Raw genomic sequence first — 22,434 nt, 5'->3', positions numbered from 1 at the left:
TTGTTTTGAATAGAAATAAAATTATCAAGATTTTAGGAATCGTTTTCCTTGTTTTTGTAGCGATTGTTTACATCAAGTTTTTCACTTCAGATACAAATTTTGACAAAGACGAAATATATGTTGAAGTTCCAACAGGTTCAACCTATCAGGATGTAGAAAAAATACTTTCGCCATTGGTAAAAAACATGAACGATTTCGAGTTTATCGCCAATCGCCGTTCCTATCCGGAAAATGTAAAAGCCGGACGATTTTTGCTAAAGAAAGGAATGAGTGCTTTCCAATTGGTTGCCGCTATGCGAAGAAATGTTCCGGTGAAATTGGCTTTCAACAACCAGGAACGATTGGAAAATCTTTGCGAGCGCTTAAGTTCTCAAATCGAACCAGATACTACAAAACTCCTAGCCACTTTCCGCGATACGACTTTTTTACAAAAAAATGGTTTTACCAAAGACAATGTTTTTGCCATGTTTTTGCCAAATACTTATGAAGTCTATTGGAATATTACCGCAGAAAAATTCAGAAATAAAATGCTGTATGAATACAATCGTTTTTGGACAAAAGAGCGAATTGCAAAAGCTACCGCTTTGAATTTAACTCCGGTTCAGGTAATTACGGTGGCATCAATTGTTCATAAAGAATCGGTAAAGAAAAGCGAAAGGCCAACAATCGCAGGCGTTTATCTTAACCGATTAAATCAGGGAATGCCTTTGCAGGCTGATCCAACAGTGATTTATGCTTTGAAATTGCGTGACAATGATTTTAACCAAATCATCAAACGTGTTTTATACAACGATTTGTTTATCAATTCGCCTTACAATACGTATAAAAATATTGGTTTGCCACCGGGACCAATTGCCATGCCTGACGTAGACGCGATTGATGCAGTACTGAATGCTGAGAAACACGGTTATATTTATTTCTGCGCAAGCGTTGAAAAATTCGGCTATCATGTTTTTGCGTCTACTTATGAGCAACATCAGGTGAATGCTAAGAAATACGCTGATTGGCTGAACGCACAAGGTACAAACAGATAATTTTGAAAGCAGCCAAAAGCATAGTTATACTTTTGTTTTTTTGGTGTTGCCAAATTACTGTCGCTCAAAATTCTATTGATAATTTTCTAAAGCCTTCGGATACTTTAAACAAAAAGCGTCTAAAAACACTTGTCATTTCCGAAGCTGTTATTGGTTCAGCAGCTTTGATTGGTTTGAATCAAATTTGGTATGCCGATTATCCCCGTTCTAATTTTCATTTTATAAATGACAATGCCGAATGGCTTCAAATGGATAAAGCCGGGCACGTTTTTTCAGCCTATCATTTAGGAAGTTTTGGTGCTAATGCTTTGAAATGGTCTGGCTCAAGTCGAAAAAGTCAACTAATTTACGGCTCGACTTTAGGTTTAGCTTTTTTGACAACGGTTGAGGTTTTCGATGGTTATTCGGCAAATTGGGGGGCTTCTCTTGGAGATGTCGCAGCTAATATTTCCGGAACAACCTTATATGTTTCTCAGGAATTACTTTGGAAAGAACAGCGAATCGTTCCTAAATTTTCTTTTCATACAACGCCGTATGCTTCTGCGAGACCAAATGTTTTAGGAAGTTCTGTTCAGGAGCAAATTCTGAAAGATTATAACGGACAAACCTATTGGCTTTCGGCTAATATTTATTCGTTTGCAAAATCGGCTAAAATTCCAAAATGGTTGAACATTGCAGTTGGTTATGGAGCAGAAGGAATGATTACCGGAAATGATGGATTTACCAACACTGTTTTTCTTCCTGAAAGTAAAAGATATCGACAATTTTACCTCTCGCTTGACGTTGATTTGACAAAAATTGAAACCAAATCACATTTTGTTAAGACAATTTTAACAATTTTTAATTCCATCAAGATTCCGGCTCCAACGTTTGAAATCAAGGGTTCAGGTGGAACAAAACTGCACTTTATCTACTTTTAACGTAGTTTAACTACTTGATATTCAATTTTATAAAATAAGTTGTATATTTGCACTCGGAAATATCAAGGTCGGTGACAGCGCTTGAGAAATAACATTTAATGATAAAAAAAGGAATTTTTTACACAACAATCCTACTAACTGTAGCTTTCATAAGCTCAGGTTTTAAACCCTACAATTCCCAAATCAGCAGCTTCTTATTTGCTGATGAAAATGAAGAACAATCGTATGTTTTTCCTTCTCAAAACAGCATAGATTATTTTAAATTAAAAGTCCCATTTACGGGTAGGTATTTTATTGGCTTTAAAGAAGCTCTTGCTCATAAAGAGTCGCAGGGGAAATATGGTAAAATAAATACTTTAGGTTATATGGGAAAATACCAATTCGGAATAGAAACTCTAAAATCTATTGGTATTAATGATAGCGTTGGTTTTATGAGAAATCCAAGACTTCAGGAAAAAGCTTTCGTAGCGCTACTTTCTAAAAATAAATATGAGTTGAAGGATTATATAACTAATTACGAAGGTAAAATAGTTGATGGTGTTAAAATAACCGAATCAGGGATTTTGGCAGCAGCGCATTTGGGAGGTTCAGGATCGGTAAAACGATTTTTGAATTCGAATGGTGAGAAAAAATGCAAAGACGATTACGGAACTTCAGTTAAAACGTATATGAAAGATTTTGGCGGATTTGAAACCTCCGGAATTCGCGCTATCAAAAACGCTAAAGTAAAATAATTACATTATTTTGTGAATAATAAAAATGGTTGGTCTGTTATGCAGGTCAACCTTTATTTTTTTCCAGTCAGCCACGCGAAACGTTTTTATAAATTCTGTTGGCAAGGTAATATCGGTTGCAATGCAAAGATGTGTATTAGGTTGTAATATCTGCAATAAATCTTCTAATAATTTATTATTTCTATACGGCGTTTCAATAAAAATTTGAGATTGATTTTTAGAACTCGATAGATTTTCAAAGTTTTTCAACGCTGTTTTTTTATCTCCTTTGTCAATTGGAAGATAACCGTTGAAGGCAAAACTCTGACCGTTCATTCCGGAACCCATCATCGCCAATAGGATGGAAGATGGCCCAACTAAAGGGATAACCTGTATTCCGTTTTCGTGAGCAATTTTTACAATTACGGCTCCGGGATCAGCAACTCCGGGACAACCGGCTTCGCTCATTAAACCAATGTTCAAACCATTAAGACACGGTGCAATCATGGCATTGTATTCGGAAACTTCTGTTCGTTTGTTGAGAGAAGAAATTCTTAAACTGTTTTGAACTTTTTCAGGATGAATAGATTTGATGAATTTCCGAGCTGTTTTTTCATTTTCAACGATGTAGTCGTCTATAAAATCTATGGCTCTTTTTACGGTTTGCGGTAAAACATCATGAGGATTCATTTCTCCCAAAGTAGTTGGGATTAAGTAGAGTTTGCCTTTTAGAGTAACCGGCTTCATGGATGTTTCTCGATTAGTTTTTTGGCTAAAATATTGCAAGTTTCATCAAGCATTTCATAAACCATGTCAAAACCATTTTGCAATCCGTAATAAGGATCGGGAACATCTACATTATCACCAGGAAACAAATCATTCAGAATTAATTGCACTTTCTTTTTGTGCTCTTCTTTTTTGGCCAATTCAATCACATCGTCATAATTCGAATTATCCATGACATAGATATAATCAAACTCTTCAAAATCTCTGGCTGTAAACTGTCTTGCTTTTTGATTGGTAATGTCTAAGCCGTTTTTTTGAGCTGTCATAATGGAACGCTGGTCAGGTTGTTTACCAATATGGTAATTTCCTGTCCCGGCGGAGTCAACTATAAATTTATTTGGGGGAAGTTTAGCAGCAAGAAGCCCTTCTGCCAATGGTGATCGGCAGATGTTTCCTAAACAAACCATTAAAATCTTAACGGGCATATTGTATAATTCTAAAGCGCAAACTTACTCAAAAAGGAATTATAGCGATAATTTTTTATGAATATCTTCTACAAATTTTTTGAATTGTTTATCAGTCGAAACTAAGTTGTCAACTGTTTTGCATGCGTGAAGAACGGTAGCGTGGTCTCTGTCTCCAATTTGGGAACCAATATTTGCCAAAGAAGACTTAGTAAATTTCTTTGCAAAAAACATGGCTAATTGTCGAGCCTGAACAACGTGGCGCTTTCTGGTTTTAGATTGTAAAGTATCCAAATCTAATTGGAAATAATCAGAAACAACTTTTTGAATGTATTCAATTGAGATTTCTCTTTTTACATTTTTGACAAATTTCTCAACTACATTTTTGGCCAAATCTAAAGTCACTTCTTTTTTGTTAAAAGAAGATTGAGCAATCAACGAAATAATAGCACCTTCTAATTCTCTCACGTTTGACTTGATGTTTCTAGCCACATATTCTATAATTTCATCAGGCATTTCAACGCCATCACGATACAAAATATTTTTTAAGATAGAAATTCTGGTTTCATAATCCGGTTGGTGTAATTCGGCAGATAAACCCCATTTGAAACGAGACAACAAACGTTGTTCGATGTCTTGCATGTCAACAGGCGCTTTGTCTGAAGTAAGAATTACTTGTTTTCCATTTTGATGTAAGTAATTGAAAATATGGAAGAATACATCCTGCGTTCCTGTTTTTCCGGAAAGGAATTGAACATCATCAATAATCAATACATCAATCAACTGATAGAAATGAATAAAATCGTTTCTGTTATTTTTCTTAACCGAGTCAATGTATTGCTGCGTGAATACTTCTGCAGAAATGTATAAAACGGTTTTTTCAGGATATTTATCTTTGATTTCAACTCCAATAGCGTGAGCTAAATGGGTTTTTCCTAATCCAACACCACCAAAAATCAATAACGGATTGAATGATGTTCCTCCAGGTTTGTTGGCAACAGCCATACCGGCAGAACGAGCTAATCTGTTAGAATCTCCTTCAAGGAAATTGTCAAAGCTGTAATTTGGATTAAGTTGCGACTCGATTTTTAAGTTTCTAATTCCCGGAATTACAAAAGGATTTTTTAATTCTGGATTTAGGTTTTTAAACGGAGCATCAACATCTTGTGATTTTATTGGACTGCGGTGAGCACTTGGCAACTGTTCAGTAAATGGCTGTTTATTTCCGTAAGTGTTCTCCATTTTAATTTTATAGAGTAACTTTGCGTTTTTTCCAAGTTCTTTAGTTAACGCTACTTTGAGTAATTTCACATAGTGTTCTTCAAGCCATTCATAAAAGAATTTGCTTGGAACCTGAATGTATAAAGCGTTATCAGTTAGTTCAACTGACTTAATCGGTTCAAACCAAGTTTTGAAAGCTTGCTCTTGAATATTGTCTTTTATAAATAGCAGACAGTTTTCCCACACCGATTGCGCAGTTTTGCTCATATTTAGTTTAAATTAATGTAATTAGTTATTTAGTTTTTAACATAAAAAAACATTGAATTTTTTCATGTTTTTCGGGGTAACAAATATGTGAATAAAATTTGTTAAAAAAAATTAAAATGGCATTGATTTTTTAAAAATATTGTTGTAATGAAAAAATCGAATATAGATTAAACGCAAAAAAATCAGATGAAAGAACATCAAATTAATGTTAGAGTACGTTACTCTGAAACCGACCAAATGAGTGTTGTTTACCATGGCAATTATGTGCCTTATTTTGAAATGGGACGCGTGGAATGGCTTAGAAACAAAGGGATTTCGTATAAATCACTTGAGGAGAACGGAATTGCACTTCCAATAGTTTCCATGACTTTAAATTACAAAAAACCAGCACGTTATGATGATTTACTTACAGTGATAACAAAGTTCAAAAGTCAAACGACTGTGAAGGTAGAATTCGATTGCGAAATTCGTAATGAAAGTGGCGAGTTGTTAACAACTGCATATTTTTTGTTAGTTTTTGTGGATCTAAATTCAGGAAAACCTATTGCGCCTCCACAATACATTTTGGATGTTATGAATGATTAAATTTTTTAATCTCAATCTCAAATAAATTGGTGAAAATGTCGAAAATCATTTCGGCATTTTTTTTTCGGGTGCTGATTTCAATTTGGCAGCTTTCTTCCATTTGCTGCGAAATGATTTCTAAGTTTTTCTCTTTGATGATTCGCATTACTTTATTCATGTTTTTATAATCAAAGGAAATTTGGAAATGAATATCTATTGTCTTTTCAATGATTTCAGCCTCTTCCAAAGCCATTTGTGCCGCCGTTTTATACGCTGAAATTAAGCCACCAACCCCCAATTTTACGCCGCCAAAAAATCGAACAACAACTACTAAAACATTGGTTAAGCCAAAAGACAGAATCTGCCCATAGATAGGCATTCCTGCGGAATTGCTTGGTTCGCCATCATCATTGGCACGAAAAGAAATCGTATCAGTGCCGAGTTGAAAAGCATAACAAAAATGACCGGCACCAAAATGTTGTTTGCGTAATTTTTCTATAATGGATTTGATTTCGTCTTCCGAAGTAATTGGAAAGGCATAGCCAAAAAACTTGCTGTTTTTTTCTTTAAAAAGAATTTCTGTCGAAGGAGAAGCAATGGTTTTAAAAGTATCTTTTATTTCCAAAACTATAGGGGCAAGTGCTTTTGGTCAAACAAATCGACAACGTCTTCTTCGCCAACTTTTAGATTCCAAACATGTAATCCCAATGCAGCTGCAGCATCGGTATTGTCTTTTTTATCATCTACAAACAAAGTCCTTTTTGGAGACAAATCATGTTTTCGTATTATAGCGTTGAAAATTTCAGGTTCCGGTTTTCGCATCCCCATCTCATAAGAGTAGTAGACTTTTTCAAAGCAACGGTAAAAATCGGTGTAAAATGACATTCCAACTTTATGTTCAAAACGTTCAATGTGAATGGAATCTGTGTTGGTCAAAAGGAATAGACGATATTTGCCCGAAAGCATTTGTAAAAACTCTAATCTTTCCAGAGGGAAATCGCCAATTATTGAATTCCAGGCTTTTGTTATTTCTTCGAGACTCGCGTTTGGAATATACTTTGTAAAGGAATTGATGAATTGTAACTCGTCTATTTTTCCTTTTTCGAATAAATCATTGTGTGCCAACAAATCTTCATTTGGACCATCCAATCCCAACTTCTTAAACTCTTCGATAGAATGTTCTTTTCTGAGATTAATAAAAACATCTCCAAAATCGAAAATTATAGTGTTAATCATGGCTGAAAAAAAGTTTAAGTTGGTCGTCTTTTATGGTTTTTACTTGGCAATTTCCATTTAAAACAGGTGCTTTTATACCACTTTTTAAATGCTTGTTCCCAATAAAAATTCTGGCCTCATCCCAAAGATTATCGTCTATAAAACTTTGAAGCGTTTGTTTTCCGCCTTCAATTAGTATAGATTGAATGCCATATTTATATGAAATATCGGCAATTGTTTTGGTTAGCTTTATATCAAAGATAGCATTTTCATAAATACAATTTTCACTAAATGTTAAATTTTCTTGCTCGGTTATGATAATGGTTTTTGTTTTTCCGTCTTTAACAAAAAAAGCATCCGATATTTTTCCGGTTCTGTCTAAAACAATTCGAATCGGATTTTCACCTGTCCAATCCCGAACATCCAATTTCGGATTGTCATCTAAGACGGTTTTGGTTCCGACTAAAATTGCCTGTTCTTCGCTCCGCCATTTATGAACCAATTGTCTTGAAAATTCATTGGATATCCATACAGGTTCTGTTTTGTCTTTGGTTAATGGCGCAATAAATCCGTCCTGACTTTCTGCCCATTTCAATATGATATAAGGACGGTTTTTTTGATGAAACGTAAAAAAACGTTTGTTCAATTCGCTGCATTCTTTTTCTAAAACACCGAAAGTTACATTCGCGCCGTTTTCCTGTAAGCGCTTAATTCCGCTACCGGAAACTTTACTGTTTGGATCGATGGTTCCAACCACAACATTTGGAATTTTATGCTTTATAATTAAATCACAGCACGGAGGTGTTTTTCCAAAATGGCTGCACGGTTCAAGAGATACATAAATGGTAGCTTTTGCCAATAATGATTTGTCTTTTACCGAGTTTATCGCATTGACTTCGGCATGTGGTTCGCCTGATTTTTGGTGCCAGCCTTCGCCAATGATTTCATTATTATAAACAATGACACTGCCAACCATTGGGTTTGGATAGGTTGTTCCCAAGCCATTTTTGGCTAATTGGATGCAGCGTTTTATATAATTTTCGTGTATCTTCACCTCACAAAAATAAGACATTACTTTTAGAATGAATGGCATCGTAATAAGAGAAATCAAAAAGGAAGATAACCAACAAATTGCAGCGGTTATCCGTGAAGTTTTTATTGCAGATAATTTTCCGAAAACCGGAACTGCTTTTGCGGATGCACAATTGGATTTTATGTTCGAAACCTATGACAAACCACGCGCAACTTATTTTGTGGTTGAAAGTGATGGCAAAATCATTGGTGGCGCAGGCGTTTCGCAATTGGAAAATTCAACTGAAAACATCTGCGAATTGCAAAAAATGTATTTTCTCCAGGAAGCCAGAGGCAAAGGAATTGGTTTTGAAATGATACAAAAATGTTTGCAGGAAGCCACCGATTTAGGCTATGAAAAGTGCTATCTCGAAACCTTGCCCGAAATGCTGACAGCACAACATTTATACAAAAAAGCCGGTTTTGAATATCTTTGTTCACCAATGGGAAATACTGGTCACACTACTTGTCCGGTTTGGATGATAAAGAATTTATAAGATGCAAATCAAAAATTACAAAGACATTTTCAAAAAGGAATTACTTCCAATTTATGACGAACAGGAAATCGATAGCTTTTTCTATATTATATTGGAGAAACTCCATGGTTTGAAACGAATAGATTTGGCGCTCAATCCTGAAACGGTAATGGATGGCATTCATTTAAAACAATGGAAAAGTATTCTTTCCGATTTGAAAATTCAAAAACCGATTCAATACATTTTAGGAGAAACCGAGTTTTATGGATGTCGATTTGAAGTCAATGAAAATACGTTGATTCCAAGACAGGAAACGGAAGAATTAGTTGAGTTTATTATTTCAAACTACCAAATAACCACATCACCAAACAACCTCAAAATTTTGGATATAGGAACAGGTTCGGGTTGCATTGCGATTTCGTTAGCCAAAAATCTTCCGAATGCTGAAGTTTTTGCGATTGATGTTTCGGAGAAAGCTTTGGCTACAGCCCAAAAAAATGCTGACATAAATGATACGAACGTTACTTTTCTTTTGAAAAATATTTTGGAAACAGACGATTTAGAACAGCAATTTGACATTATAGTTTCTAATCCGCCGTATGTTCGAAATTTGGAAAAAGCCGAAATCAAACCCAATGTTTTAGAGTATGAACCACATTTGGCTTTGTTTGTTGAAGATACTGATGCGTTGCTTTTTTATCGAAAAATTGCTGAACTGGCAAAGAAAAATTTAAATCCGAATGGCAAATTGTATTTCGAAATCAATCAGTATTTGGGAAAAGAAACGGTTCGCTTACTTGAAGATTCAGGATTCAGGAATGTTGAACTGAAGAAAGATATTTATGGAAATGACCGGATGATTTCCTGCTCATTATAACTATTCGTATCGCAACGCTTCGATAGGATCAAGTTGAGAAGCTTTTATTGCGGGATATAATCCGGAAACTAAGCCAACAATAAAACTGGTCACAAAGGCAGCAAAAATGGCGCCCCAAGGAGTCACAAATGCCAAGTCAAGCAGGGACGAAATTAGATAACCAACTGAAATTCCCAATAATATTCCTAAAATTCCACCAATTTGTCCTACGGTTATTGTTTCAATAAAAAACTGAATAGCGATAGCACTTTTTTTGGCACCCAATGCTTTTCTGACACCAATTTCACGGGTTCTTTCGGTTACAGAGACAATCATAATATTCATCAGGGCAATCGACGAACCTAATATGGTAATAATGCCAATCAACCAGGCTGAAACGCCTAAGAAATCGGTAATGCTGGCAATTCTATTGACCAAATCGTCGCTTCGGGAAATACCAAAATTATCTTCTTCGACAGGATTTAGTTTTCTGATTTTACGCATGGTGATAACAGCATTGTCGATAGCGGCATCGAGCAATTCTGTTTTTTGAATCATAGTGCTCAGTGAGTAATTGATATTGGGTTGCGAAAATAACGAACGCGCCACCTGAATCGGAATCATAACTCTCAAGTCTTTTCTGTTTCCAAAAGTGGAACCTTGTTCTTTTAATACGCCAATGACTTTGAATTTGGCGCCACGAACAGATAGAATTTTATTGATTGGATTAACATCTTTCAACAAACCTTTTGTAGCAAAATCAGAGCCTACAATGCAGGAATAAACATTATTTGAAATGTCAAAAGAGTTAAAGTTTCTGCCTTGAGTAACTTCCAAACCGGAGTTTGCTATATAATATTCGTCAATGCCAATAACCGAAATTTCCGGATCTGTTTTTTGACTTTCAAATTTCACTTCAGCACTTGAAGTCGCTACAAATGACAGTGAAGTTTCCGTCATTGGAAAGTTGTATTTTTCTTTAAAAGCTTTGGCTTCGGGATAGGTAATGATTGGATTTATTTTTTCAATTTCATTGCCACCGTCTCCACGTAAGGTATTTTGGTATTGGTTAATGTTGAAGGTATTGGAACCCATTGAGGCAAAAGTGGAATTCAAATTGTTTTCGAAAGCGGCAACTACGGTTAAAATTCCAACCAGAGCTGTAATTCCAATCGCGATAATAACAACGGTCAAAATGGTACGAAGCAACTGCGTTCGGATGGAACCCAGCGCGATTTTTACATTTTCCCTAAACAGTCCAATTCCTAACATATGGCAAATTTGACACTAAAATACAGTTTTTGTTACAAGAATATTTACATTCAGATATAAAATAAGATATTTGCAATTCAATTACGAATTCATAATTCTTTCAAATGGCATCAAAACCAAGTATTCCAAAAGGGACAAGAGATTTTTCACCGGCAGAGGTTGCTAAACGTAACTATATTATTTCGATAATGAGACATCATTTTGAGAAGTTTGGTTACCAGCCAATTGAAACGCCGTCGTTTGAAAACTCGGATACTTTGATGGGAAAATATGGGGAAGAAGGTGATCGTTTGATTTTTAAGATATTGAATTCAGGGGATTATTTGGATAAAGTTCCAGCGGAACAACTACAATCGATTAACTACAAACAACTAACAAATAAGATTTCCGAAAAAGCCTTGCGTTACGACTTAACTGTTCCTTTCGCGCGTTACGTTGTGCAGCATCAAAGCGAGATTGAGTTTCCGTTTAAGCGGTATCAAATCCAACCTGTTTGGCGCGCTGATCGTCCACAAAAAGGAAGATTCAGAGAGTTTTATCAGTGCGATGCCGATGTTGTTGGTTCCAAATCGTTGTGGCAGGAAGTAGAGTTGGTGCAATTGTACGATTCGGTTTTTGCAGATTTAGGGTTGCATGGTGTTACTATAAAAATCAACAACAGAAAAGTATTATCCGGAATAGCTGAAGTAATTGGTGCTTCAGACAAATTGATTGACTTTACAGTAGCTTTAGATAAGCTCGACAAAATAGGAGAGGACGGAGTTAAAAAAGAAATGCTTGAAAAAGGGATTTCGGATGAGGCTTTAGTAAAAGTACAACCTTTGTTCAATTTTACCGGAACGATTCAGGAGAAATTAGAAAAACTAACCCGATTACTTTCTTCTTCTGAAGAAGGAAAAAAAGGTGTTGAAGAATTGCGTTTCATTTGTGACAACGTAACTAAACTTGGTTTGCAAAAAGCGATTTTAGATTTGGATGTTACTTTGGCCCGTGGATTAAATTATTACACCGGAGCTATTTTTGAAGTTACTGGGCCAAAAGAAGTTGCCATGGGTTCTATAGGTGGTGGCGGACGTTATGATGATTTGACCGGGATTTTTGGGTTGAAAGATATGAGCGGTGTTGGAATTTCGTTTGGTTTGGATAGAATATATTTAGTTCTGGAAGAACTGAATTTATTTCCGGAAACAGTTACTACTGCTACAAAAGTGCTATTTTTAAATTTTGGTGAAAGCCAGACTTTTGAAGCTATGAAAGCTATTACGACACTTAGGAATAAAAATATCAAATCCGAAATGTATCCTGATGCAGCTAAAATTGACAAACAATTTAAACATGCGGAACGCAGAGGAATTCCGTTTGTGGTAAAAGAAATAGATGGTTCGAATTTTACTTTAAAAGATATACAAACCGGAGAACAGCTTCAGTTAAATCTTGACAATTTTATCAAGAAGCTTTCTTAATATTTAGTCAGAGTTAAAAACAAAAAATCCCCGAAGTCGGGGATATTTTTTGCCTTGTATTATAGTAGCCAATTTAGTGTCAAATAAACAGCAGAACAAGAGGTAGGTTTAATTCATTAGCAGGGGTTATTTAATTATTATTTTTTTAGTTACATCACCACCATCGGTAATTACTTTTACGATATAAGTTCCAGAGCTTAAATCACTAACGCGTAATTGCATATCAGTTTGGTTTTGGTTATACATTTTCCAAGACTGTACTTCTTGACCTAACAAGTTGTATAATGAAACGGATTTTACATTTACTTCCTGCAATTCGTTTTTGATGTTGATTACATTGTTAGCTTGTGAATGTATCACGCTGATTCCGTGATTTGCATCAGTATGATCAACTGTTCCAAGTGCTGTACTGCCATTTGTAAATCTTAATGAGAATCTTGTATCATAAGTTCCAACCGGCAAATTGATTTGGAAGTTTTGATCTTTGATACTGTGATAGATTGAAGTCACATTGTCATAAATGTATATTTCCTGATCATCATCAAAATTCTCTTTTCCATCAACTACAAAAGTTACTTCACCAGCTACTGCATTTTTAACACCCAATGGATAAATGTTGTTTACGTTAAAGGAACCATCACCACTGATGTTTAATTTATTAGTTCCATTGATAAAGTACATGTCATTGGTAAGCGATTCAATGCTTAAAGCGTCATAACCGTTATCATATCCAGCTGTTGCATGTTCGTTCATAAAACCTAATAATATCTGTCTGTGATAGTTATCAGCTGAATTGTATCCTAATCTCAATTTAGCAAACTGCTCTTCTGTAACAGTATCAGATGCATTATTGTATTCCTGATTAACAGTAGCAACTACAGTAGCATTTCCTGTTTTGAATAAGGTGAATGAAGTTGGATCATTTTCTTTAACAAACAATCTTTGTGCATTGTTGAATGTAATTGTTCCACCAGTTGCTGAACCAGTCACAAAGAATCCTTGTCCTACCGGGATATATCTTTTAGCAACTTTACTACTTGAACCTAATCCGCTTATTCCGGCTGGAGCTACAGGAGCAGTTCCACCTGTTTTTGTATAGGTTGCATAACCACCTTGATACTGAATAGTAGCATGAGCTGTATTTGTACTGTAATGTTCCCAGAAATATAACGTTCCATTTAAACTGGCTGCATTGTCGTCAATAAATTGATCAGCGTCAATAGCAGAAGCATATGGGTTACCACATAGATTTAGGTTACCAGGACCAACAGTTGAAGTGATAGTTCCATTATTTGGTTTACCAACAAATACATAGTTTTGATCTGCTGCTGCAGAACCACAACCTTTCATTGTATATCCTTGACCAGGTAATAATGTTCCGTTTGGTCCGGCAGATGCCCAGTTTGCATATGAATTAGTAGAGTTTTGGAATTTAAATATCCAATAGCTACTCAATGTTATAGGCGTTGTTGGCGATCCATTTACTCCTGTTGTCCATTGTAAATTTTGTGGATTGTTAACATTAGTTCCGTCTTTCATAACTCCGGCTACTGTAAATCCGTGATTAATAGTTGTATTATTAATAGAACTTACAGGAGAAGACCAATAGTTGTAGTTGTATTTTATAGCCTGACCTTGTTGATCTCTTTCTAAAGAACCAGCGCTAGTTACATCTAAATCTGAATTAGTAGTTTGAATTAATTGAGATTTTCCAACTAAATCAATTTTACCATCAATTTTTAAATAGTGAGATACCTGGATTTTTGTATCATTTGTAGCGCTTAAAGTGTTTGTATTAACAAACAATCCAAGAACCGTTTTGTTTCCGGTAGAACCAACATTATTGTTTGTTTTAACAATGTTCCAGTCGATTGGAGTAGTTCCGTCAACAATTGAAATACTATTTGGTAATTGTTGGATAGTTCCATTAGACCAAGTACTTGTGCTAGACCATGAACCATCAGTCGAACTTTCATATGGTTGTGGAGAAGATTGTACGGTTATTGTTGTTTTATTTGGTAAAAATACATTTCCTCTATTGCTGTTTTGAGAATCATCATTGATGTGTGTTCCAATGAAAGAATTCATAGAATAATACGCCTGAAGATTACTCCAGTTTAAAGTACTGATGTCATTTTTAGTTATCGTTGTTGGCAAAATTGCACCTTTTGTACCAGTAGCGTTTTGAAGTATTTCCTGGTTCATTACAAATTTTAATTCTGAAAGTGTTATCGCTTTATCCCATAATCTGAACTCATCAATATCTCCTTTGAAGAAATTACGTGTATCTGATTTAGATCTGTATTCAGCACCAATTGAGAACGTGTTTGTACTTGAAACCGGAGCTGCAGAAGCAACAGTTGAATCTAATACACCATCAATATAAAGTTTGATAGAACCACTTGAGTAAATGATAGCAACATTATGCCATTCTGAACTTGGTAAAGCAGTAGCTGAAGTCAAAGTAGTTCCACCAGCCCAGGTAACAACAACTCTGTTTGTTGAGTTTAAGTAAACTCTAAAACCAGATGTTCCATTGTATTTTGAAACAATTGTTCTGTCGTTAGCCAAAGTGTTTGCACCTGTTGGTCTTACCCATGTCATCATCGAGAAAGTACTGTTTAAGTTGTTTGAATTGCTAACTTTCATAGTATCATCAGTTCCGTCAAATGTTGCATGTCTTGAATAAATGCTTTCGTGAGCAACTCCAAATGTGAAGAATTTAGTTCCGTCAAAGTCATAATCAGTTTCCTGAGCAGTACCATTGGTTGTTAAAAATACGGTTTCTAAATTAGTTGTAAAAGCAGCATCTGAAGCAACAATCATTACATAAGCATCATTTCCGGCTAAGGCAGGTAAACTTGCAAATGCTGTTGTTGGGATAGAAACTTTTGTAGTTGCAACGTCGCCACCAATTTCATTAATTTTCCATTTTTTGTTTGGAAGATCTGTTAGTGTTGTAACGCTAGAAGTACCACCAAAAGTTATAGTTAAATCGGTTCCTGAGTCGTTCATATTTCCACCGTTATCACCCCAAATCAAATATTTTTTATCAGCATCAAATGCATTGGTGTTTGCAGTGTTTGTAGTAGCAATTGTTCCTAATCCAATAGTTAAATTAGAGTTAGCGTTAACACTTTTAGATTGTTTTTGATTTAGTTTTTCAACATCATCTCTTCCAATTCCGGCAATGTCATAGTTATAACCGGCATTTGCAGTTGCATCCCAAATGATAGTTCCGTCAGAAGCGAGGTAGTTTTGAGAAGTACCGTTTACTCCTAAAGTTATACCGTATTTAACACCTAAATAACTTTCAATTTTGTTTCTTTCAGTAGTATCGTTTTTTCTAGAGCTATACGTGATAACTTCAGCAATTCTTCCATCTAAACTTCCGTCCCAGGCTTCACTTCTTCCAATCCAGTATTGACTGTCGTAGATATTTCTGTGTTTAGATGCATTAACTTCAGTAGTGGCTATATTATTTGCATTGTAATATAATTGCATTCCCGTATTTCCTGAATTATTTCTTACGTTTATAATTCCGGGTCTGCTGTATTGTGTAGTTGTACTAACTTCAGCATTTCCGTATGAAGTAGTTGTACCTGAAGTATACGATAGTACTTCATTAGTAAATCGCGTATCAACATTTCCATAAGAAATACCTGCTTTAGTATTTTGAGCACAAGGAGAGCTTTTTCCGGCAAATACATCCATACTGTTTAACGCTGAAGTTACAGTAACATCAGGAATAACAACTACAAAAGTATCTTCAGAATAATAACCATTTGTACCTTTTAAATACTGTCTTGAACTACTCAAATCTGTATAAACCTGAGAAGGTGTATTGTATGGATTAGTAAAATCTACTACAGCATTAAAATTGATGTTATAAGCTGCGTTATTACGATATACAGGTGCTCCGACTGCTGCAGGTTTAATTGCATTAGCTCCTCTTGCTTGAGTGTACCAAGTTGTAACCGGAGTATTATCTGCTACTGTTGTAGTTCCGTTTAATAAGTCAGAACGCAACCATAATTGCAAATTAGATGTTATTCCTCCCGGCGCATATGTTAATGATGGAAGCATTGCATTTACCGGCCATTTTATAACTACTTTTCCATCAGCTCCAGGACCGCCAGTGCCTTGGTTTACACCATTGTTTCCATTTCTACGGCCACCACCACCACCACCACCGGGTGCAATTCCTGTTAGACCATCACCGTTTTGAGAAGTATATCCATTTCCACCATTTCCACCACTGCAAACTGCAATAGCTCCTAAGTTTGTTGTTGCGTCAACACCCATATTTTCACCTGCTTCTGCTCCGGCACCGCCGCCGCCGCCATAAGATCCGGTTACGCCGTTTGCACCATTTCCACCTCTTGAAGTAACATCTCCAATACAAGCTGCAGTACTACCACCAGCACCACCAGTAACTGCATTGTCAAGAGCTGTAGTACCACCTTTTGCGAGAAAGGTTGAAGTATTAATAAACCATGAGTCTCCTCCATCTGCAACAGAGTGTGATCCTAATCCAACATTTACTGAGTAAGTATTTCCAGGAACTACAGCAACAGATTTTAAAGAATAAGCGCCACCGCCACCGCCACCGCCAACTTTACCTACGTTCAATCCGTCACCACCTTTTCCGCCACCACCCCAAGCTTCAACAGTTACTTGGTATACTCCGGCAGGAACAGTAAAAGTACCTGAAGAAGTAAATGTTTGTGATGTGATTGCAAGTACTTTTGTTGAAACAGATGTTGTACACGGAGAAGTTCCGGTAGCTGTTAAAGTTAACGTTATACCTCCTTGAACCAAACTGGTTGTAATATCAGCAGCGCTTGGAGTATAAGTACATGTTGTTAAAGAAGTTGGGTTTGTAAAAGTCCCTGTTCCGCTTGATGTCCAAACAATAGAAGTATAGTTTGAAGCACTTGAATTAGCAGTAATATTTACAGTACCACAAGTAGAACAAGTAGCTATATCTGAACCTGCATCTGCTATTGGAGCAGCAACAAAGGTTAAGGTTTTATTAGATGTTACAGTTGGACAGCTCGTATTTGAAGCTGTTAGAGATATGATAACACTTCCTCCGGTTGTATCAGCAACACTTGGAGTATAAGTACATGTTGTCAATGAATTTGGATTAGTGAAAGTACCAGTTCCACTTGATGTCCAAGTTACAAGGGTTTGATTAGTAGCACTAGAACCAGTTGTAACTACTATAGCTGTATTAGAAGAACACGCAGTAAATGCCGGACCTGCTACTGCAGTCATTACTTTACTTATCGTTAATGTTTTATTGTCAGTAATGGTAGCACATGGCGCATTTCCATTAACTGTAAGAGTTAATACTACACTTCCGGCTGTTATATCTGCAGCACTAGGATTGTAAGTACACGTTGTTAAAGAATTCGAATTTGTAAAAGTCCCTGTTCCACTTGATGTCCAAGCAATAGAAGCATAGTTTGTAGCACTAGAACCAGCAGTTATGTTTATGGCACCAGTAGAAGAACAAGTATCTATCGCTGGTCCGGCAACTGCTGTTGGAAGCAAACTGATAGTTAGTGTTTTAGTAGCTGTAGCATTAGCACAACCTGCATTAGTAGCAGTAAGTGTAAAAATCACACTTCCGGCTGTTATATCTGCAGCACTCGGAGTGTAAGTACAAGTCGTTAAAGAATTGGCATTAGCAAATGTACCAGTTCCAGTTGACGTCCAAGTTACACTTGTTTGATTAGTAGCGCTTGAACCTGTAGTAATACTTATTGCTCCAGATGAATAACAAGTTGAAAAATTTGAACCGGCCACTGCTGTTGGCGCAAGACTAATCGTTAGATTTTTTGTTGAAGTAACATCTGCACACGGAGCATTTCCGGTAACAGTAAGAGTTAATATTACACTTCCGGCTGTTATATCAGCGACACTTGGAGTGTAAGTACAAGTTGTTAGTGAATTAGCATTTGCAAAAGTACCTGTTCCATTTGATGTCCAGGTAACTGAAGTATAATTAGTAGCACTAGAACCTGTAGTTATATTTACGGCACCAGTAGAAGAACAAGTGTTCATTGCTGTTCCGGCAATAGCTGTTGGAAGTAAACTAATAGTTAGTGTCTTTGTATCAGTAGCATCAGCACAACCTGCATTTGAAGCAGTAAGTGTAAAAATTACACTTCCTGCTGTTATATCAGCAGCACTCGGAGTGTAGGTACAAGTCGTTAACGAATTGGCATTAGCAAAAGTACCAGTTCCGTTTGATGTCCAATTCACACTCGTTTGATTAGTAGCACTAGAACCTGCAGTAATGTTGATTGCTCCAGATGAATAACAAGCTGAAAAACTTGCACCTGCAACAGCATTTGGTCCAAGACTAATAATCAGATTTTTTGTAGAAGTAACATCTGTACATGGAGCATTTCCGTTAACTGTAAGGGTTAATGTAATACTACCAGCAGTAATATCTGCAGCACTCGGAGCATAGGTACACAAAGTAAGAGAATCTGCATCCGTAAAAGTACCTGTTCCGCTTGATGACCAAGCAACAGCAGTATAATTTGTAGCACTTGCACCAGCAGTAATATTTACCGCACCATTAGTAGAACAAGTGTTTATTGTTGTTCCGGCAACAGCAGTTGAAAGTTGGCTAAAGCTTACAGTTTTAGTAGCAGAAACATCAGCACAAGCAGCATTTGTAGCATATAGTGTAAAAATTACACTTCCGGCTGTTAAATCAGCAGCACTTGGTGTATAAGTACATGTAGTCAAAGAATTAGCATTTGCAAAAGTGCCAGAACCATTTGAAGTCCATAATAAAGTTGCTTGATTTGTAGCACTAGCACCCGCAGTAATGTTGATTGCACCCGCAGCATAACAAGTTGAAAAATCAGCACCAGCATCTACTGTCATTGGGCTGCTTATAGTTAATGTTTTTGTTGATGTTGTATTTGAACAAGGAGTATTTCCATATGCAGTCAATGTTAAAGTAACACTACCAGCTGTAATATCAGCGACACTTGGAGTGTAAGTACAAGTTGTTAAAGACCCAGCGTTTGTAAAGGTACCAGTTCCGTTTGATGACCAATCTGTATAATTATAGTTAGCCGCACTAGAACCAGCAGTTATATTTACCGAACCAACGGTTGAACAAATGCTTATTCCTATTCCTGCAGTTGCAATAGCGTCAGGAATAAAAAATATTTTTTTAGATGAAGTCATATTTGCACAACCTGAGTTTGAAGCAATGAGTGTAATTTTTACACTACCTGCTGTTATATCAGCAGCACTTGGTGTGTAAGTACATGTTGTTAATGAATTAGAGTTTGTTAAAGTACCAGTTCCATTTGATGTCCATACAATAGAAGTATAGTTAGTTGCACTAGAACCTGATGTAATATTAATAGCACCTGAAGTTGAGCAAGTGTTAAAATTAGCTCCGGCTATGGCTGTCATTGGACTACTTATAGTCAGTGTTTTTGTAGAAATAGCATCTCCACATAACGGATGACCAACTGCAGTCAATGTTAAAGTAATACTACCCATAGAAATATCTGCAGCACTTGGGGTATAAGTACAAGATGTTAAAGAATCTGCATCCGTAAAAGTACCAGATCCATTTGATGTCCATGCAATAGAAGTATAGTTAGTTGCGTTAGATCCCGTAGTTATGTTTACAGATCCTGCTGTAGAACAAGTTGATAAAAGAGTGCCTGCAAAACAAGTAGGAGTTGTATAAAATGTCAACTTTTTAGTAGCATTAGCATTAGTACATCCTAGATTTGAAGATGTAAGTGTGATGATGACTTCGCCAGAAGAAATATCAGCCGCACTTGGTGTATAGGTACATGTTGTTAAAGAATTAGCATTAGCAAAAGTACCAGAACCATCTGAAGTCCAATTTACACTTGTTTGATTAGTCGCACTTGAACCAATTGTAACATTTATAGGAGTAGCTGCTGAACAGCTGTAAAAGTCAGCTCCTGCATCAGCAGTTGGGGGACTACTTATAGTTAGTGTTTTTGAAGAAGTTATATTACCACAAGAAGCATCACCACTTGCAGTTAATGTTAAAGTAACACTACCTACTGTAATATCAGCGGCACTTGGAGTGTAATTACAAGATGTTAAAGAATCTGCATCAGTAAAAGTACCAGTTCCATTTGATGTCCATGCAATAGAAGTATAATTAGTTGCGCTGGATCCCGTAGTTATGTTTACAGATCCCGAAGTAGAACAAGTCACTACAGGAGTACCAGCAACACAAGTAGGGGTTACATAAAATTTTAGCTTTTTTGTAGCAGTAGTATCTGTGCAACCCAGATTTGAAGATGTAAGTGTGAAAATAACTTCACCAAAAGAAATGTCAGCAGCACTTGGAGTGTAAGTACATGTTGTTAAAGAATTGGCATTTGTAAAAGTACCAGAACCATCTGAAGTCCAATTTATACTAGTCTGATTAGTTGCAGTAGAACCTGTAGTAATATTTATAGCTGTAGCTGCTGAACAGCTACTAAATTCATCTCCAGCCACAGCTGTAGGTGGGCTACTTACAGTTAATGTTTTTGTAGACGTTACATTACTACAAGGAGAATTACCAATAACAGTTAATGTTAATGTGATGGTTCCTGCAGTTATATCATCAACGCTTGGCTCGTAGGTGCAAGTTGTTAATGAATTATTATTCACAAATGTACCGGTTCCGTTTGAGGTCCAAACAACAGATGTATAGTTTGAAGCACTAGCACCATCAGTAATGTTCACTGCACCCACAGTTGAGCAAGTGTTTATATTTGTTCCGGCAATAGCGATAGCTGCAGCTCTTAATGTTAGCGTTTTAGTTGAGGTTGCATCTGCACAACCTGGGTTTGAAACTGTAAGGGTTAAGGTTACAATACCAGTAGATATATCAGACGCACTTGGATTGTATGTGCAAGTTGTTAAAGAATTCGCATTTGTAAAACTACCAGTCCCACTTGATGTCCATGCTACTGATGTGTAATTTGTAGCACTAGAACCTGCGGTTACAGGAATAGCTGTATCTGTTGAACAAGCAACAACAGCAGTACCCGCATTTGATGTAGGAGGAGGATTAACTGTCACACTCGTAGTATTAAAAGAGCTAATACTATTGGTACAATAAGAAGATGCTAAATTAGTTATAGTTACGGTTGTTGATCCAATATTTAAAACTGATGTTGAAAATGTTCCTGTTCCAGGGCTACCTGCAGTAAATGTCATTGAAGCTGTATTTCCCGTTGCAGTAGTTGCACCACTAAGATTGTATGTTACAGTATAGGTTCCGGAAGCTAAAGATGAAGAATTAAGAGTAACGGAAGCAGATGAACCTGTACATAAAGGACTATTAGATGTTGTAGCACTTGTTAGTGCATAAGTTGGACAGGTGTAAGTTATAATTGCATATCCTTGAGTACCGTTTCCACCAGCAGAGCTTTTGGTACCACCACCACCACCACCACCATAATTGGTAGCATTAGAACCTGCAGCAGCATTAGCTGTTGTTCCATTACCACCAGCACCGGCATTACCACCACCAGCTGTTCCACCAGTTGGCACAGATCCATTACCACCGTTGCTAGTTGTTCCACCAGCACCGCCACCGCCACCACTACCGTTACCATTTAGTCCATTACCACCAGCACCACCATTACGTGTAGAACCAGTTCCAGCTGAACCACCAGCACCACCATTCGAATAACCAAAACCGCCAATACCACCATTAGCGGTAACAGTTGTGGCTCCAAAAACAGCAGTAGTGTTACCACCTGAAGTTCCGTTTGGCGTGCCACTAGTTGTAGCTCCGGTACCTTGAGCACCAATAGTTATTGTATAAATTGTTCCAGCAGTTACAGATACTGTAGTGTTTCTAGAGTAACCACCACCACCACCACCACCGGCGCCATCTTTATTCGATGTTCCACCAAAACCACCACCACCACCGGCGCCATAGGCTTCCACTTGTATGGTAGTTACTCCAGCAGGAGCCACAAAGGTTCCCGATGATGTGTATATTCTTGTTGTTTGAGCGTATCCAAAGCTACTTACTAGTAGGGTAATTAGTAGGACACAATTCTTTTCTGCTTTAAGTAATAAATTTTTCATAACTTTAGGGTATTATGATTTATTATTTAAATGAAGTTTTAATCTTCATTCTG

15 protein-coding genes are annotated in these 22,434 nt (G+C 36.6%); 7 read left to right on the top strand and 8 right to left on the bottom strand.

What is annotated here, in order from left to right:
• Window positions 1-5 precede the first annotated feature (5 nt).
• The 3 genes from mltG to GS03_RS00185 all read left to right on the top strand — a co-directional run bounded on the left by mltG (window position 6) and on the right by GS03_RS00185 (window position 2,688).
• Entirely contained in the window at window positions 6-1,034 is a 1,029-nt protein-coding gene (gene mltG, locus GS03_RS00195) for an endolytic transglycosylase MltG (RefSeq protein ID WP_136150570.1), read from the top strand.
• A 2-nt stretch (window positions 1,035-1,036) separates the two neighbouring features.
• A complete protein-coding gene (locus tag GS03_RS00190) occupies window positions 1,037-1,954 on the top strand; it encodes a DUF2279 domain-containing protein (protein WP_246034102.1) in 918 nt (305 codons plus the stop codon).
• Between the two features lie 98 nt (window positions 1,955-2,052).
• On the top strand, window positions 2,053-2,688 hold the full coding sequence (locus GS03_RS00185; RefSeq protein WP_136150569.1) for a peptidoglycan-binding protein LysM: 636 nt from the start codon (window positions 2,053-2,055) through the stop codon (window positions 2,686-2,688).
• Here the strand turns inward: GS03_RS00185 and GS03_RS00180 are convergent, their stop codons facing one another.
• From GS03_RS00180 to dnaA, 3 genes are read right to left on the bottom strand one after another with little or no spacing between them, the layout of a single operon-like run.
• Entirely contained in the window at window positions 2,689-3,414 is a 726-nt protein-coding gene (locus GS03_RS00180; protein ID WP_136150568.1) for an SAM-dependent methyltransferase, read from the bottom strand.
• Window positions 3,411-3,878, bottom strand: coding sequence for a low molecular weight protein-tyrosine-phosphatase (locus tag GS03_RS00175; protein ID WP_136150567.1), 468 nt, complete (start codon window positions 3,876-3,878; stop codon window positions 3,411-3,413). The genes GS03_RS00180 and GS03_RS00175 overlap by 4 nt, the downstream gene beginning before the upstream one ends.
• A 39-nt stretch (window positions 3,879-3,917) precedes the next feature.
• Window positions 3,918-5,345: a chromosomal replication initiator protein DnaA gene (dnaA, locus tag GS03_RS00170; protein WP_136150566.1), complete on the bottom strand. Its 1,428-nt coding sequence runs from the start codon at window positions 5,343-5,345 to the stop codon at window positions 3,918-3,920.
• 186 nt (window positions 5,346-5,531) lie between these two features.
• Here dnaA and GS03_RS00165 point away from each other — a divergent pair, with 186 nt between their 5' ends.
• Entirely contained in the window at window positions 5,532-5,930 is a 399-nt protein-coding gene (locus GS03_RS00165) for an acyl-CoA thioesterase (protein WP_136150565.1), read from the top strand.
• Here GS03_RS00165 and GS03_RS00160 read toward each other — a convergent pair.
• From GS03_RS00160 to ribD, 3 genes are read right to left on the bottom strand one after another with little or no spacing between them, the layout of a single operon-like run.
• On the bottom strand, window positions 5,917-6,534 hold the full coding sequence (locus tag GS03_RS00160) for an IMPACT family protein (RefSeq protein ID WP_136150564.1): 618 nt from the start codon (window positions 6,532-6,534) through the stop codon (window positions 5,917-5,919). The genes GS03_RS00165 and GS03_RS00160 overlap by 14 nt on opposite strands.
• A 2-nt stretch (window positions 6,535-6,536) precedes the next feature.
• The gene (locus GS03_RS00155) at window positions 6,537-7,145 is read right to left on the bottom strand and encodes an HAD family hydrolase (RefSeq protein ID WP_136150563.1); all 609 of its coding nucleotides are present in this window, start codon (window positions 7,143-7,145) and stop codon (window positions 6,537-6,539) included.
• Window positions 7,138-8,178 carry a bifunctional diaminohydroxyphosphoribosylaminopyrimidine deaminase/5-amino-6-(5-phosphoribosylamino)uracil reductase RibD gene (ribD, locus tag GS03_RS00150; RefSeq protein ID WP_136150562.1) on the bottom strand — a complete coding sequence of 347 codons (1,041 nt, stop codon included), beginning with the start codon at window positions 8,176-8,178 and terminating at the stop codon, window positions 7,138-7,140. Before ribD ends, GS03_RS00155 begins: the two co-directional genes overlap by 8 nt.
• A gap of 28 nt (window positions 8,179-8,206) precedes the next feature.
• Between ribD and GS03_RS00145 the strand changes: the two genes are divergently transcribed.
• Window positions 8,207-8,692, top strand: coding sequence for a GNAT family N-acetyltransferase (locus GS03_RS00145; RefSeq protein WP_136150561.1), 486 nt, complete (start codon window positions 8,207-8,209; stop codon window positions 8,690-8,692).
• 1 nt (window position 8,693) lies between these two features.
• On the top strand, window positions 8,694-9,548 hold the full coding sequence (gene prmC / locus GS03_RS00140; RefSeq protein WP_136150560.1) for a peptide chain release factor N(5)-glutamine methyltransferase: 855 nt from the start codon (window positions 8,694-8,696) through the stop codon (window positions 9,546-9,548).
• On the opposite strand, the gene GS03_RS00135 is transcribed toward prmC, so the two are convergent.
• The gene (locus GS03_RS00135) at window positions 9,549-10,799 is read right to left on the bottom strand and encodes an ABC transporter permease (RefSeq protein ID WP_136150559.1); all 1,251 of its coding nucleotides are present in this window, start codon (window positions 10,797-10,799) and stop codon (window positions 9,549-9,551) included.
• 104 nt (window positions 10,800-10,903) lie between these two features.
• On the opposite strand from GS03_RS00135, the gene hisS reads away from it, so the two are divergent.
• On the top strand, window positions 10,904-12,262 hold the full coding sequence (gene hisS, locus GS03_RS00130; protein ID WP_136150558.1) for a histidine--tRNA ligase: 1,359 nt from the start codon (window positions 10,904-10,906) through the stop codon (window positions 12,260-12,262).
• Window positions 12,263-12,388: 126 nt separating this feature from the next.
• On the opposite strand, the gene GS03_RS00125 is transcribed toward hisS, so the two are convergent.
• The gene (locus tag GS03_RS00125) at window positions 12,389-22,381 is read right to left on the bottom strand and encodes a T9SS type A sorting domain-containing protein (protein ID WP_136150557.1); all 9,993 of its coding nucleotides are present in this window, start codon (window positions 22,379-22,381) and stop codon (window positions 12,389-12,391) included.
• Window positions 22,382-22,434 lie beyond the last annotated feature (53 nt).

It is taken from the genome of Flavobacterium sangjuense, assembly GCF_004797125.1.
In the GTDB taxonomy this organism is placed as follows: domain Bacteria; phylum Bacteroidota; class Bacteroidia; order Flavobacteriales; family Flavobacteriaceae; genus Flavobacterium; species Flavobacterium sangjuense.
Note: the sequence above shows the minus strand (reverse complement) of the source record. Positions and strands in the feature narration are given on the sequence as shown.

Excerpts from the sequence above, each read along its gene's own strand:
- GS03_RS00180 (WP_136150568.1), bottom strand. The coding sequence starts at position 3,414 with ATGAAGCCGGTTACTCTAAAAGGCAAACTCTACTTAATCCCAACTACT.
- dnaA (WP_136150566.1), bottom strand. The coding sequence starts at position 5,345 with ATGAGCAAAACTGCGCAATCGGTGTGGGAAAACTGTCTGCTATTTATA.
- GS03_RS00125 (WP_136150557.1), bottom strand. The coding sequence starts at position 22,381 with ATGAAAAATTTATTACTTAAAGCAGAAAAGAATTGTGTCCTACTAATT.
- hisS (WP_136150558.1), top strand. The coding sequence starts at position 10,904 with ATGGCATCAAAACCAAGTATTCCAAAAGGGACAAGAGATTTTTCACCG.
- prmC (WP_136150560.1), top strand. The coding sequence starts at position 8,694 with ATGCAAATCAAAAATTACAAAGACATTTTCAAAAAGGAATTACTTCCA.
- GS03_RS00175 (WP_136150567.1), bottom strand. The coding sequence starts at position 3,878 with ATGCCCGTTAAGATTTTAATGGTTTGTTTAGGAAACATCTGCCGATCA.
- GS03_RS00155 (WP_136150563.1), bottom strand. The coding sequence starts at position 7,145 with ATGATTAACACTATAATTTTCGATTTTGGAGATGTTTTTATTAATCTC.
- GS03_RS00135 (WP_136150559.1), bottom strand. The coding sequence starts at position 10,799 with ATGTTAGGAATTGGACTGTTTAGGGAAAATGTAAAAATCGCGCTGGGT.
- GS03_RS00145 (WP_136150561.1), top strand. The coding sequence starts at position 8,207 with ATGAATGGCATCGTAATAAGAGAAATCAAAAAGGAAGATAACCAACAA.
- GS03_RS00165 (WP_136150565.1), top strand. The coding sequence starts at position 5,532 with ATGAAAGAACATCAAATTAATGTTAGAGTACGTTACTCTGAAACCGAC.
- GS03_RS00185 (WP_136150569.1), top strand. The coding sequence starts at position 2,053 with ATGATAAAAAAAGGAATTTTTTACACAACAATCCTACTAACTGTAGCT.